General features: G+C 70.1%; 12 protein-coding genes. 6 read left to right on the plus strand and 6 right to left on the minus strand.

What is annotated here, in order from left to right:
• Positions 1-98: 98 nt before the first annotated feature.
• Positions 99-449, plus strand: coding sequence for a four-helix bundle copper-binding protein (locus DVR07_RS18250; protein ID WP_115798734.1), 351 nt, complete (start codon positions 99-101; stop codon positions 447-449).
• A 32-nt stretch (positions 450-481) separates the two neighbouring features.
• Here DVR07_RS18250 and DVR07_RS18255 read toward each other — a convergent pair whose 3' ends face one another.
• Positions 482-778, minus strand: coding sequence for a hypothetical protein (locus tag DVR07_RS18255; RefSeq protein ID WP_115798735.1), 297 nt, complete (start codon positions 776-778; stop codon positions 482-484).
• A 58-nt stretch (positions 779-836) separates the two neighbouring features.
• On the opposite strand from DVR07_RS18255, the gene DVR07_RS18260 reads away from it, so the two are divergent.
• A complete protein-coding gene (locus tag DVR07_RS18260) occupies positions 837-1,343 on the plus strand; it encodes a hypothetical protein (protein WP_115798736.1) in 507 nt (168 codons plus the stop codon).
• Here DVR07_RS18260 and thiD read toward each other — a convergent pair.
• A complete protein-coding gene (gene thiD, locus DVR07_RS18265; RefSeq protein WP_115798737.1) occupies positions 1,340-2,824 on the minus strand; it encodes a bifunctional hydroxymethylpyrimidine kinase/phosphomethylpyrimidine kinase in 1,485 nt (494 codons plus the stop codon). The two genes, DVR07_RS18260 and thiD, sit on opposite strands and share 4 nt — an antisense overlap.
• Before the next feature lie 134 nt (positions 2,825-2,958).
• Here thiD and DVR07_RS18270 point away from each other — a divergent pair, with 134 nt between their 5' ends.
• A complete protein-coding gene (locus DVR07_RS18270; protein WP_115798738.1) occupies positions 2,959-3,921 on the plus strand; it encodes an NOG1 family protein in 963 nt (320 codons plus the stop codon).
• 28 nt (positions 3,922-3,949) lie between these two features.
• Here the strand turns inward: DVR07_RS18270 and DVR07_RS18275 are convergent, their stop codons facing one another.
• The 3 genes from DVR07_RS18275 to DVR07_RS18285 form a co-directional block, all read right to left on the minus strand.
• A complete protein-coding gene (locus DVR07_RS18275; RefSeq protein WP_115798739.1) occupies positions 3,950-5,275 on the minus strand; it encodes a TIGR00341 family protein in 1,326 nt (441 codons plus the stop codon).
• A 106-nt stretch (positions 5,276-5,381) separates the two neighbouring features.
• The gene (locus DVR07_RS18280) at positions 5,382-6,128 is read right to left on the minus strand and encodes an SIMPL domain-containing protein (protein ID WP_115798740.1); all 747 of its coding nucleotides are present in this window, start codon (positions 6,126-6,128) and stop codon (positions 5,382-5,384) included.
• A gap of 154 nt (positions 6,129-6,282) precedes the next feature.
• A complete protein-coding gene (locus DVR07_RS18285; protein ID WP_115798741.1) occupies positions 6,283-7,581 on the minus strand; it encodes a TIGR00341 family protein in 1,299 nt (432 codons plus the stop codon).
• A gap of 152 nt (positions 7,582-7,733) precedes the next feature.
• Here DVR07_RS18285 and engB point away from each other — a divergent pair, with 152 nt between their 5' ends.
• The 3 genes from engB (at position 7,734) to DVR07_RS18300 (ending at position 12,634) form a co-directional block, all read left to right on the plus strand.
• Entirely contained in the window at positions 7,734-8,354 is a 621-nt protein-coding gene (engB, locus tag DVR07_RS18290) for a GTP-binding protein EngB (RefSeq protein WP_115798742.1), read from the plus strand.
• 175 nt (positions 8,355-8,529) lie between these two features.
• On the plus strand, positions 8,530-11,367 hold the full coding sequence (locus tag DVR07_RS18295; protein WP_115798743.1) for an MEDS domain-containing protein: 2,838 nt from the start codon (positions 8,530-8,532) through the stop codon (positions 11,365-11,367).
• Between the two features lie 166 nt (positions 11,368-11,533).
• On the plus strand, positions 11,534-12,634 hold the full coding sequence (locus tag DVR07_RS18300) for an NAD(P)/FAD-dependent oxidoreductase (RefSeq protein WP_115798744.1): 1,101 nt from the start codon (positions 11,534-11,536) through the stop codon (positions 12,632-12,634).
• Between the two features lie 52 nt (positions 12,635-12,686).
• Here DVR07_RS18300 and ddh read toward each other — a convergent pair whose 3' ends face one another.
• Positions 12,687-13,616 carry a D-2-hydroxyacid dehydrogenase gene (gene ddh, locus DVR07_RS18305; RefSeq protein WP_115798745.1) on the minus strand — a complete coding sequence of 310 codons (930 nt, stop codon included), beginning with the start codon at positions 13,614-13,616 and terminating at the stop codon, positions 12,687-12,689.
• Positions 13,617-13,705 lie beyond the last annotated feature (89 nt).

Consider the following 13,705-nt stretch of genomic DNA (forward strand, 5'->3'; position numbering starts at 1 on the left):
GGCGACCGGATTGTCGGTGAACCCGCCCGGACCGCCGGGTACGCCTTGGAATCCTGGCCACCGAGTGTAAGGCCCCGGCTCCCCTGTTATCCTATGCTATGGCGCTTTCAGAACTCGACCTGAGCGACACCGAGGAGGAGTGCATCGACAACTGCTTCGAAGCCGTCCAGGCGTGCGAGTGGTGCGCCGACGAGTGTCTCGACGAGGACATGGACATGTCCCGGTGCATCCGGCTCTGCCGGGACGTCGCCGACCTCGCGAGCGACCACGCCCGGTTCATGGCGCGCAACTCCAACTACAGCGACCAGCTCGCCGAGGCCTGCGCCGGCGCCTGCGAGGAGTGCGCCGAGGAGTGTCGCCGCCACGACCACGACCACTGCCAGACCTGTGCCGAGGTCGTCGAGCGGTGCGCCGAGTCGTGCCGCGAGATGATGCAGCAGGCGTCCTGACGACGGCCGTCGGCTCGTAACCGCGCTCCGGTTCACAACCGCGACTCGATTTCTTCGACCAGTTCGCGCGCCGCGACGACGCGCTCGTCGGCCGCCTCGCTGCCGGTCTCCTCGACGTTCGAGAGCAGCATCCGGACCTGGCCGACGCGCTTCTCGACGACCGCTTCGGGGACGTCTTGACCCGCGGCGTCCTCACAGACGGCCTCGGCCTCGCCGAGCCACTGGCTCGCCCGCGCCTCGACCGGCAACTCCGCGGTGGCTTCGAGGTGGGCGTGGAGGTCCGCGACGAGCGACCGGAGGTCCTCGCTCTCGTCGTCAGAACTGGCCATGTCTCGGATTCGGGCCGAAGCCGCAAGGATGATGCGGTCGAAGCGAGCGCCTGCACGCATGAGCGACGAGGACGCCGACGAAGCGAAACGGGACGACGGCGCCGACGACTCCGAGGCCGACGGCGCCGGCCACGACCACGGTCTCCCGCCCGAGCACCTCCAGTACCCCGAGTTCGCCTTCGAGGAGGGCGAGGTCGGAACCGACGGGAGCTTCGACCTCGCGGCCGACCTCGACCGCGACGAACTGCGCGAGTGGGTCGCGGACCTCGCGGGCGGCCTCGCCAGCCACGACGTCGCGGTCGAGTCGCCCGAGGGGTACGTCACTTTGGGGGTCGCGCCGGAGGGCGTCTCGATGTCGTTCGACCCGGACGAGTCGGGCGTGGGCGAGTTCGAGTTCACCGTCGAGATGCGTGCGAAGGCGATGTTCGTCGCCGACGACCCCGACGGCGAGAAGGTGGGCGCGCGAGGCGGCAAGGGGTTCATCCCGATAGAGATGCTGACCGGCGAGGGCGAAGCCGAGGAGTTCCGGTGTTACAACTGGATGGACGATTCAAGCGACTCCTAAACGGCGCCTCTCAACGTCAGTACTCGCTCGGTCAGTTGGTCCGCGTCCCTCGCAATCACCTTCGTCATCGCCTCTTTCCCCACCTCGCCGCGGTCGACGACCGCCACGGGCGTCCCCTCCAGCGACTCGAACGCCTGCTTTGCACCCCACTGCATCGTACTCCCCTCCTCTTCTTTCACCCCGTCCGGCTCCGACTCCCGGTCGTACGCCGCGACCGGCCAGCCCACCGACTCCAGCGCGGCCTCCACGTCCGCGTCGAACCGGCAGTTCGCCGCGAACCGGAGGCCGGGGTCGAACTCCCGGCAGGCGAGCAGGAAGCGCGCGACGTGGCTCGACGCGCCGAAGCGCACGCCGCGATTGGGTTTCACGCCCGAGAGCGTCCGGGTGATGCGGCCCTCCACAGCGGCGGTCTCCTCGACGCCTTCGGCGTAGGGCGTCGCGCCGACCACGTTCATCCCCACCTCCGGCACGAGGGCGGAGACGTCCGCGTCGACGAACTCCTGAACGACCTCACGGACCTCTTCGGCCGTAGTTTCCCGGGCGGCCCGATTCCGCAGTTCCACCGAATGATGCACCGACCCCGGTCCCTCGCCCACGTCGAGGGGGTAGCGGACCGCCCGGGTCACGAAGTCCACGCCGGCCTCGACCGCTTCCCCGAGATCGTCGCCGAGGGCGAGTCGGGCCGCAATTGCGGCCGAGAGCGCGCATCCCGACCCGTGGGTCGCGTCGGTATCGATGCGGGGATGGCGGGTCGCGCGGGTCCGGTCGGGTGTCACCAGCACGTCCCGGACCGTCTCGCCGGGGACGTGGCCCCCCTTCACGAGGGCGGCGTCGGCGCCCGTCGCGACCAGTTGCTCGCCCGCCGCGACCGCCGACTCGCGGTCGGTCACCGCCACGCCGGTCAGCACCTCGGCCTCGTCGGCGTTGGGCGTCACCAGCGCGGCCTCGGCGACCAGGTCCTCGTAAGCGTCCTCTGCCTCGCGGTCGAGCAGGCGGTCGCCCGCGGCGGCGACCATCACGGGGTCGACCACGACCGGGAAGTCCGCCCCGGCGGCGCGCTCGGCCACCAGTTCCACGATCTCCGCGGTGGCGAGCATCCCGGTCTTTGCCGCCCGCACGTCGAAGTCGCCGGTCACGGCGTCGACCTGTGTCGCGACCTCGCCGGCCGGCAGAACGTGGGTCGACTCGACGCCCCGCGTGTGCTGGGCCGTGACCGCGGTCACGGCGCTGGCCCCGAACGCGCCGTGGGCTTCGATGGTCTTGAGGTCGGCCTGCACGCCCGCGCCGCCGCCCGAGTCGCTGCCCGCCACCGTGAGCGCGACCGGCCTGTCGACCGGGGCCGCCTGGCGGGTGCCGGTTGTCGCGTCGTCGTCCCGTTCGGTCGTCACGTCGCCGTCTCGGTCGGTCGTCACGTCGCCGTCTCGGTCGGTCGTCACGTCGCCGTCTCGGTCGGTCGTCGCGTCGGTGTCCTCGCCATTCATTTACCAGGTAGTACAACCAAGTGGTACTTAGAGGTGGGTGGTCCGAGTCCCGCGTCGGGGTCTTCCGACCGTCTGCGGGCGCCGCCACGCTCGTATGGACGGCCTTTTAATCCCGCGAGACCGTATCTACGTCCATGATTTTCGAGAACCTGCCGACGACACCCACGTCGGAGGAGCTCATCGACAAGGCGTTCTCGCGGGCGTCGCGGGCCGGCCGTGCCAAGAGCGGCGCCGAGGCCCAGCAGTCGATGCTCCAGACCGCCTCCAACATCCTGAGCGACAACCTCCAGAACGTCGCGGCCGAGTGGCCCGACTTCGACGAGGTCGACCCCTTCTACTACGAACTCGCCGACGCCATCGTCGACGTGGACGAGTTGCGCCAGAGCCTCTCGGAGATACAGTGGGCCAGCCGGAAGACCCACGACATCGGCCGGGAGTACCAGGGCAAGCTCACCGGCGACGCCGACGCCGACCGGAAGTTCCGCAAGCAGGGGTTCGCCCGGCTCGCGGACGTGGTCGAGGAGGTCGCCGACGACCTGGAGCGGGTCGGTCAGGCCCACCAGGACCTCCGGCGGCTCCCCGACATCGACCCCGAGGAGCCGACCATCGTGGTGGCGGGCTACCCCAACGTCGGCAAGTCGTCGTTCGTCAACGCGGTCACGAACGCCCGCAACGAGATCGCCGAGTACCCCTTCACCACCAAGGGCGTCCGGGTCGGCCACTTCGAGCGCGACCACATCCGGTACCAGATCGTCGACACGCCCGGCCTGCTCGACCGGCCGGCCGACGAGCGCAACGACATCGAGAACCAGGCGGTCTCGGCGCTGACCCACCTCGCGGACGCCATCGTCTTCGTCGTCGACGCCAGCGGCTACTGCGGCTACCCCCTCGACGCCCAGCTCGACCTCCGGGACGCGCTCGCCGAGCGGTTCGACGGCGTGCCCGTGCTCACCGTCTGCAACAAGGCGGACCTCTCGACCGACGTCGAGGCGGACGCCTACATGAGCGTCGAGAGCGGCGAGAACGTAGACGCGGTCCTCGACGCCGCGGTCGACGCGGTCGGCTACGAGCCCGAACTCCCCTTCGAGGACCGGTAAGCGGACGGTACGTGCTCGAAGAGAACTCTCACGCGAACGCTCGGCCCGCCGGCGTCCCCAGCGACCCGACGGTCCCGTTCGAGACCTGGTAGTCGACGAAGTGGACGCGGACGGACGGGTCCTGCCTCGTCACGGCGCCCAGTCGGCGCTCCAGCCTGGTCGCCAGGCCGGGGTACTCGCGGTCGGACGTGCGACTGATGGTGACGGTGACCGACTCGGATTCGAACCAGCCCCCGGTGAACCCGTACTCGGTGTTGGTCGAGACGTACGTGAGGTTCGCGTACGCCTGGTTGTCGAGGACAGAACTCACCTCCTGGTTGACGGTCCGCTCGTAGGTGATCTGCTGGTACGTCGCGACCACCACGCCGCCGACGATCAGGAGCAGCACCGCCACTCCGATCGCGAACGCCGCGGTGCTCGTCGACTCGCGGGGGTCGAACAGGTCCCGGTCGAACCCGTTCGGCCGGTAGCCGAGGTATCTGAGCGTGACGAAGGCGGCGACGTTGATGCCGACCATCGAGACCAGCAGGAGCAACAGCGACCCCAGCGCGATGACGGGGAACCCCCAGACGACGGCGATGCCGGTGGTCGCCGCGGCCGGAATCAGCGCCGCGGCGATCATGACGCCGATGAGCGAGGTCGGCCCCTTCGTCGTCAGGCCGAACGCCGAGGCGCTCCCCGCCGCCAGACCGACCGCGACGGTGAGCAGGCTCGGCGAGACCCGGGAGCTGATCTGGCCGAGCGCGGTGATCTGGAGCGGCGGGACGAACGAGAACGTCTGGAGGAAGTAGCCGAACGCCAGCGCGGTGACGATTGCGATGACGACACCGACCCCCTGCAACACGATGCTGTCCCTGAGCATCTCCCGGTCGCCCGTGACCGCACCGACGCTCGCGGTGAGAACCGGGCCGACGAACGGCGCGATGACCATCGACCCCACGACCACCGCCGGCGAGTCGACCAGCAGCCCCGCGGTGGCGATGATGGCGCTCAGGAAGATCATCCAGACGAACGACACCTTGTCGCGGGCCATGTCCCGCGCCTTCGACCGGAGCTCCTTCCGGGTCAGCGGGTCGAAGTCGTCGGAGTACCGCTGCTCCAGCAGCTCCATGTTGGGCGTGGCGGCGGTCTCGGCGGTCGCCATGACGGTGTACTCGTCCTCCTCGAGGCCCGCGTCCCGGAGCGCGTCCATCACGTCCCCGACCCCGTCGCTCGGGAGGGGGAACTCCACGAGCACCTCCTCGCCGGTCCGCTCGTCGGTCTCGAGCACGGCGTAGTCGATCTGCTTCGAGTCGAGCGCGCCCAGGATTGGACCGCGCCGCTCCTCCGGAATCAGGACGTGTATCAGGCGCACACGGGAGGAACGGGATACCGACGCAAAAGAATTCAGGCCGCGAGCCGGTCGCGAGCCGGTCGGCCGACCGGCTCGCGGTCGCGGGCCGGGGCTATCGCGCGGGTCGCTACCCGGTCGCGTTGTACGTCACCGACACCTGCGCGGTGACGGTGACCGGCCCCGATTCGATCTCCGTCGCCGCCTGGCCGCCGGCGTCGGCCGAGAGCGTCTCGGCCCGAATCGGACTGTAGCTCACGTCGCCGGTCGCCGCGCTGTGGACGCCCTCGACGGTCAGGTTGGCGCTCTCGGCGATGACGTCGGCGTCGGCGCGGGCGTTGTCCATCGCGTCCCGGAGCGCCTCGGCCCGGACCTCGCGCCGGCGCTCCTCGGAGAGCGTGAGTTCGACGCCGTCGACCCGGTCGGCGCCGTTCGACACCGCCACGTCGAGCACCGCGCCGGCCCTGCTCGCGTTCGACAGGGTTATCTCGAAGGCGTGGACGCCCTGGAAGCCGACGGGGACGCGGTCGCCGTCCCGCTCGCGGTACTCCTGGTCGATGCTGAACGCGACCGTTCGAATCTGGTCGTCGCCGACGCCGGCGCGCCGGAGCGCCTCGCTCATCCGCGACGCGTTCTCCGCGAGCCGCTCGCGGACCGCGTCGGCGTCGTCGCCGCTGGCGAGGACCGCGACCTGCAGCACCGCCTGGTCGGGCTCGGCCGCGGCCTGCCCGGTGGCCGCGACGCTGATGGTCTCGCCGTCGTCGCTCGGTTGGACTGCCTGTGCGCTGGCGTCGCCCGTCGGGTCGATGCTCCCGACGCAGCCCGCCGTCAGTAGCAGGACTGCGACACCCACCGCTGCGAGTACTCCCCTTGACATCGCCACGTCTGTACGGCGGCCCGCGACATAAGGTTCTGCTAAATTCAAATCCCGGTTTGACTCATCGTCGATGGCCGACCCGGCTCGACGCCGGGACGCGGTCCGCTGCGAGCGTCCGCCGCGGTGCAGTGGCCGACTCGTCTCGGCGCCCGTCTCACTTCGTCCCACCGTCGTACTCGACGTACCGCACCTGGACCGCGACCCGGTGGCCCGAGTTGCGGTTGATGCGCCTGGTGAGCGTCTCGGCGAGGTCCGGGTACGCCGTGTCCGGCGGCCGGCCGACGGTGACGACGACCCGCTGGGACTGGTCGAACGGGAGGCTGCCGCTGCCGCGGAACTCCATGTCGAACAGCCGGGCCTCGTCGTACGCGCCGCCGTCGAGCACGTCGCCGGCCTCCTGGCGGACCTGGTTCTGGAACTGGGCCTCCTGGATGGTGGCGAACGTGACGCCGCCGAGGAACAGCGAGAGCAGGCCGATGGCGGCCACCAGGACCCCCGCGCGCTTGAACAGCGCCGACCGGGTCTGGTCGTGCTCGAACAGGTTCTTCGGCCCGTAGTCGAGGTACCAGAGCACCGCGAGGCCCGCGAGGTTGATCGAGAGGATGTTGACGAGCACGAGGACGAACGAGCTCACCGCCGCCATCGGCTGCCACCACGCGATGGCGATGCCGACCGCGGCGGCCGGCGGGACGAGCGCGGCCGCGATCATCACGCCGACGATGGCGACCGAGACCCCCGACGCGAGGCTCAGCACGCCCGCCGCGCCAGCCCCGAGCGCGACCGCCAGCGAGAGGAAGTCGGGGGTGAGCCTGCCGCTGACCTGCGAGATGCCGAGGATGTCGGTCTCGGGCGGGACGAGGAAGCCGTACCGCACCACGACCGCGAACAGGGTGGCGGCCGCGATGGCCGAGAAGCCCCCGATGAACTGGTACTTCACGCCCCGCCGGAACAGCTGCCGGTCGCCCAGGACGGTCCCGACGCTGGCGCCCATCGCCGGGCCGATGAGCGGCGCGATGACCATCGACCCCACGACCACCGCGGGCGAGTCCAGCAGCATCCCCGCGGTGGCGACGACGGCGCTGATGACGGTCATCGCCACGAACGTGGGGAACTCCGGGGTCATCTCGCGGGCCTCGGTCCGGATCTCCTCGCGGGCGATGGTCGTCGCGTCGGGGTTCTCCTCGGAGTACCGCCGCTCGAGCTCCTCGTACTGGCGCGAGACGTCGGTCTCGGCGTCGATGATGACCGCGTGGGGGTCCTCGCCGAGCCCGGCGTCCTGGAGCTTGTCGAGGACGGGCTGGACCGCGGCCGTCGGCAGCGGGAAGTAGGCGATGGCGGTGTACTCCCGGCCGCTGGTCTCGTCGGTCAGCATGTAGTCGACCCCCTCCTCGTCGAGGACGTCGGCGACCAGCTCTCGCTTTCCCGCCGGAATCGAAACCTGCACGAGCCGCATACGTTCGGAGATGGCACGGCGGGTGTAAATAAGCCGCGGCACCCAGACGGCGGTCCCGCGGCCAGACGCGTTCGCCTCGCGGGGGTTCGCGGAACCGGTCCCGGGGTCGGTGGAACCGCGGCCGTTAAACCCCGCGCCCGGCAAGTGATGGTATGTTCGAGAGTCGCCCGGACCGGAGCGCCGAGGTGGTGTTCGTCGGCCGGTCGAACGTCGGCAAGTCGACGCTGATGCGCGAGCTGACGGGCCACACCTTCGACACGGGGAGCAAGCCCGGCGTCACCCGGTCGCCCAACCACTACGACTGGGCCAGCGAGGACTTCGTGCTCACCGACCTGCCGGGGTTCGGCTTCATGTCGGGCGTGCCCGAGGAGCGCCGCGAGCAGATCAAGACCGACATCGTCCGGTACATCGAGGACAACGCCGACGACATCCTGGTCGGGGTCCTCGTGGTCGACGGCAAGAGCGCGGTCGACATCATCGACCGCCACTCGGGCGAGGACGAGGTGCCCTACGACGTCGAGATGTTCTACTTCCTCCGGGACGTCGACATCCCGGTCGTGGTCGCGGTCAACAAGATGGACAAGGTCGACGACGAGGACGAGCGCCTCGACGCGCTCTGCGACCGCCTCGGCCTCCACCCGCCGTGGAAACAGTGGCGCGACACCGTCGCCCCCATCAGCGCCAAGCGCGGCAACATCGACGCGCTGACCGAGGCGGTGAAGGACCACCTCCACGAGCAGCAGCGCGACGATCTGCTGAAGTTCTTCTCGTAGGCCCGAGGGCCGCACATAGGTCGGAGCGGCCGCCAATCCCCGTGCGACGAATTCACTCGGACGACAGTATCTTTTTACGCCCGGGAGCGCTGGTAACGCTAATGAAACTGACTTTCCTGTCGACCGACCGAGTGGCTACCGATGGAGGCCGTTCCGTACGAGGGAGGGAGCGGCGTTGAGCGAGCACCCGCCGCCGGTCGCCGGGGCGCCGCTCGAACCGGGGCTGGAGGCGCTCGAGACGAGCCCGGAGTTCCGCGGTCCCGTCGAGCGCCTCGACGGCCACCACTGCAACGACCACTTCGCCCAGATCTACGAGACCGACGAGGAGCGGTTCGCCGCGGCCGTCCCGTTCGCCCGCCACGGCCTCGAGTCGGGCGAGTGCGTCATGTACGTCGTCGACGAGGGCCGCGAGGCGGAGGTCCGGGCGGCGCTCGGCCGGGGTGGCGTCGACGTCGACGCCGCGGTCGATTCCGGCGCGCTGTCGTTGCACACGCCGCGCGAGACGTACCTCCGGAACGGCTCGTTCGAGCCCGACGAGATGGTCGAGTTCTACGGCGACACCGTCGCCGCAGCCGACGCGGAGTACGAGGGGCTGCGGATCGTCGCCGAGACGTCGTGGCTCGACGGCGACCGCATCACGTACGAGCAGTTCATGGAGTACGAGGCGAAGGTCAACCGGCTGTTCGACGCCGAGAACTGCGTCGCGCTCTGCCAGTACGACCGGACCCGGTTCCCGCCCGAGTTCGTCAGGAACATCGTGCGCTCGCACCCCCACCTCATCCACGACGGCGCCGTCAGCCACAACGTCTACTACACGCCGCCCGCGGAGGTCTTCGACGACGACCCCGCCCGCGAGGTCGACCGGATGCTGGGCACGCTCCGCGAGCGGACCGAGGCGAAGGCCCAGCTCCAGCGCCGCGACCGGTTTCTCCGGGAACTCTACGAGATCGCGGCGGGTCAGGACCGCTCGTTCGAGGAGAAGCTCGACGCCCTGTTCGAGCTGGGGTGCGAAGTGTTCGACCTCAACTTCGGGTTCCTGAACCGGGTCGATTCCGCCGCCGACCGCATCAAGATCGAGTACGCCAGCGACGACCACGAGCACTACGAGGTCGGCGGCGAACTCCCGTTGTCCGAGACCTACTGTAAGGCCGCCGTCGATATCGAGGCGGCCGCGAGCATCGCGGACCCCGCCGCGGAGGGCTACGACGACCTCTTCGTCTACGAGGAGCTCGGTGTCGACGGCTACTTCGGGACGTACATCCCGGTGGACGGCGGCGCGGACCGCACCCTCGCGTTCGTCCCCGCCCCCGACTCGGAGTCGGTGTCGGTCTCCGAGGAGGACCGGATGCACCTCGAGCTGATGGGGCAGTGGGTCGGCTACGAGCTCAACCGCCGCCAGCGCGAGCAGTTCCTCCGCGAGTGCCACGAGATTACGTCCGACCCCGACCATGGGTTCGAGGCGAAACTCGAGCGGTTGGTCGAACTGGGGTGCGACCGATTCGGTCTCGACGCCGGCGGACTGTGTCGCGTCAACCGGGAGAGTGACTTCCTCGAAGTCGAGACGGTCATCGGCGACCACGACGTCCTCGAACCGGGGTTGCAGGCCGACCTCTCGGAGACCTACTGTCAGGTGCCCACCGCAACCGGCGCGGTGGCCGATGCCGCCGTCTCCGACCCGGACGGTGTGACCGACCCCGGCCCGTTCGAGGGCACACTCGGCTACGAGGTCTTCGGGATTCGGACGTACCTCGGCACCCATCTCGAACTCGACGGGGCACCCAACCGCACGTTCTGGCTCGTGTCGAACGAACCGCGTGACGACCCGATCACCGACGAGGAACGGACGTTCCACCGGCTGATGGGGCAATGGGTGAAATACGAACTCGAACGCCAACAACGCGAGCAGTACCAGCGCGAACTGTACGAAATCGCGGCCGACCCCGACCGTTCCTTCGAGGCGAAACTGGACGCACTGTTCGACCTCGGGCGCGAGCGATTCGGCCTCGACGTCGGCGGCATCGCGAAGATTGACCCCGAGACCGACCTGTTCGAGGTGGAGGCGGTCCGCGGCGACCACGACCACCTCATCCCGGGCGAACGATATCCGCTGTCGGAGACGTACTGTCGACTGGTGACCGAGGACGGCGAGACCGCGGCCGTGACCGACCCCGTCGACGTGGGGTTCGAAGGCCAGCTCTGCTACGACCGGTTCGGGGTGCAGACGTACCTCGGAAACCACCTCGCGGTCGAGGGCGGGACCGACCGGACGTTCTGGTTCGCCTCGACCGAGCCGCGCGAGGCGCCGATCACCGACGAGGAGCGCACGTTCGTCCACCTGATGGGCCAGTGGGTCAAGTACGAACTGGAGCGCCGCCAGCGCGAGCGCCAGCTCGAACGGAAGAACGACCGGCTCGAGAGCTTCGCCAGCCTGCTCGCCCACGAGCTGCGCAACCCCGTCACCATCGGCCAGATATACGGCCAGCAGCTCGAGGGCGAGGCGGACCCGGAGGCGGTCGAGTACGTCCTGGAGGCGTTCGACCGCATCGAGGACATGGTCGACGTTCTGCTGATACTCACCCGGGGCCGCGAGGCGGTCGGCGAGTGCGCCCCGGTCGACCTCGCGGCCGCGGCCCGCGACGTCTGGGAGACGGTCGAGGCGCCCGACGCCGCCCTCGACGTGGACCTCGACCGGCCGATGGAGGCCGACGAGACGTACGTCAGCCACCTGTTCCGGAACCTCCTCGAGAACTCGGTGGAGCACGGCGGGGCGGACGTCACCGTCACGGTCGGCGACCTGGGAGACGGATTCTACGTGGCCGACGACGGCGTCGGCATCCCGGTCGAGGACCGCGAGGCGGTCTTCGACGAGGGGTACACGACCGCCGCCGACAACGGCGGCACCGGGCTCGGGCTGGCGTTCGTCCGGAAGCTCGCGGAGGTGTACGAGTGGGACGTCTCGGTGACCGAGAGCGAGTCGGGCGGCGCGCGCTTCGAGTTCCGGAACGTCGACTGACGCTACCGCGCTGTAATTGTCGCCTAACGCGATAAAAATCAGTTCTCGTCGACCGGTGGCGTTGCCCGACGAGGGTCGACCCGGAACGAGCCGCCACGCCGACCGCGCTCGGCGCCCGTCCGTCGCGGCCCCAAGTCGGAACACGCCCACGCCCGTACCGGGACCAATGGCACAGACTCCGGCCTACGAGGTGGTCGTCGTCGGCGGCGGCCCCGCGGGGCTCACGACCGCGCTGTACGCGACCCGACTCGGCCACCGGACCGCGCTCGTCAACCGGGAAGGCGGCCGCTACGAGTCGGTCTCGCACGTCCACAACCTGGTCGGCGTCTCCGAGGAGACCTCGGGCGGCGACGTGACCGAACTCGCCGTCGACCAGCTGGAGGAGTACGGCGCGGACTACTACCAGGACGACGTGCGGGCCATCGACCGGGTCGACCCCGACGCCGACGCGGCCGAGTTCGAGAACCGGAGCGACGACACCCGGTTCCGGGTCGACGCCGAGAGCGTCGCGCTGCGGGCCGACCGCGTGGTGCTGGCCACCGGGTTCACCGACGTGCCCCCCGAGGTCCGGAACCTCCGGGCGTTCGCCGGCCGGGGGCTCCACTACTGCCTCCACTGCGACGCCTACACGCTGGGCGACGACCCCGTGTTCGTGCTCGGTCACGACGACCACGCGGCCCGGATGGCGATGATACTGCTGAACTTCACCGACGACGTGGACCTCCTGCTCAACGACGAGGAGCCGACGTGGGGCGACGACGCGGCCGACCAGGTCCGCGAGCACCCCGTCGAGGTGGTCGACGACCGGGTCGACCACGCCTACGCCGCCGCGGACCCCGACCACGGCGGCGACGCCGAGGAGTGGCTGGGCGGCCTGGAGTTCGCCGACGGCCACACCCGGGAGTACGGCGGCGGCTTCGCGGTCTACGGCAAGGAGTTCAACAACGACCTCGCGACCGACCTGGGCTGCGAGTGCAACGACGACGGCTCGGTCGCGGTCGACGACGACCGCGAGACCAGCGTCGACGGCGTCTACGCGGTCGGCGACCTGACCCACGGCCAGAACCAGACGCCCATCGCGCTGGGCGACGGCGCGTACGCCGGCATCGCGCTCCACAAGGACCTCCGGCAGTTCCCGGTCCCGGCCGACGACCTCGACCGGCTCGCCGACCTCGGCGTCCCGGCGATGCCCGACGACCTCCGGGCCAGGATGTGGTGCGTGCAGGGCGCCGACGAGCACGCGGGCATGACGCCGCCCGGCGAGTGATTAGCGGGCCGGACGAGCGCGCATCGCATCCCGGAACTCTTGTGTCTGCCGGTCAGACGACCCGGTTCGTCATCGCGTCGCCCGACGCCAGGCGCTCCAGATTCTCCCGGATGAGCCCCGCGACGTGGCGGTGGTAGTCGCGCTCGGCCGCGGCCCGGTGGGGCGACACGACGACCTCCTCGAAGTCCCAGAGCGCGGAGTCGGCCGGAAGCGGCTCCTCCTCGAACACGTCGAGCCCGGCGCCCGCGATCTCGCCGTCGCGGAGTGCGTCGACCAGTTCGTCCTCGGCGACCACGGGTCCGCGGGCGACGTTGACGAGGTAAGCGTCGCCGTCCATCGCCGCGAACTCCGCGGCGCCGATCAGCCCCTCGGTCTCGTCGGTCAGCGGCACCGCCAGCGCGACGAACCGGGCGCCGGCGACCGCCTCGTGGAGTCGGTCGGGGGCGTAGACGGTCTCGACGTGGGGCGCGGGGTCGCCCGACCGCCGGACGCCCACCACCTCCATGCCGAGGGCGTCGGCGCGCTGCGCGATGCCCCGCCCGAGGGTGCCGAGGCCGACGACGCAGCACCGCTCGCCCTGGAGGGTGAACGGGTCGTCCCACGCGGGGTGGGCCCACTCGCGGTCCGCCTGGTTCCGGACGTAGGTGTGGAGCCGGCGCGCGAACGTCAGCATCAGCCCGACCGCGAACTCGCCCACGCTGGTGTCGTGGATGCCGGTGCTGCTGGTCAGCGCGACGTCGGCGGCCTCGAACTCGTCGAGCGGGAACGCGTCGTAGCCGGCCTGGATCGAGTGGACCCACTCGACCTCCGAGTCGAGGAAGGCCTCGGAGTGGCCGAACGCGACGACCGCGTCGCAGTCCCCGAGTTCGTCGTCGTCGACCACGGCCACCGCCGGTCCTGCGTCGGCCAGTTCGTCGCGCAACTCCTCGGGCGGGAAGACGGCGCTCACCGACTCGTGGATGCCGATGCGTCCTACCTGCATGGGTACGTCTCCGAATGCTCGGCGGTTGAATCTTCGGGTGAAGGCGTTCGGTGCGGACGCCGCGTCGAAGCGCGACACGGCCGGACGTT

Origin of the sequence: Halorussus rarus (genome assembly GCF_003369835.1) — an archaeon.
Classification (GTDB): domain Archaea; phylum Halobacteriota; class Halobacteria; order Halobacteriales; family Haladaptataceae; genus Halorussus; species Halorussus rarus.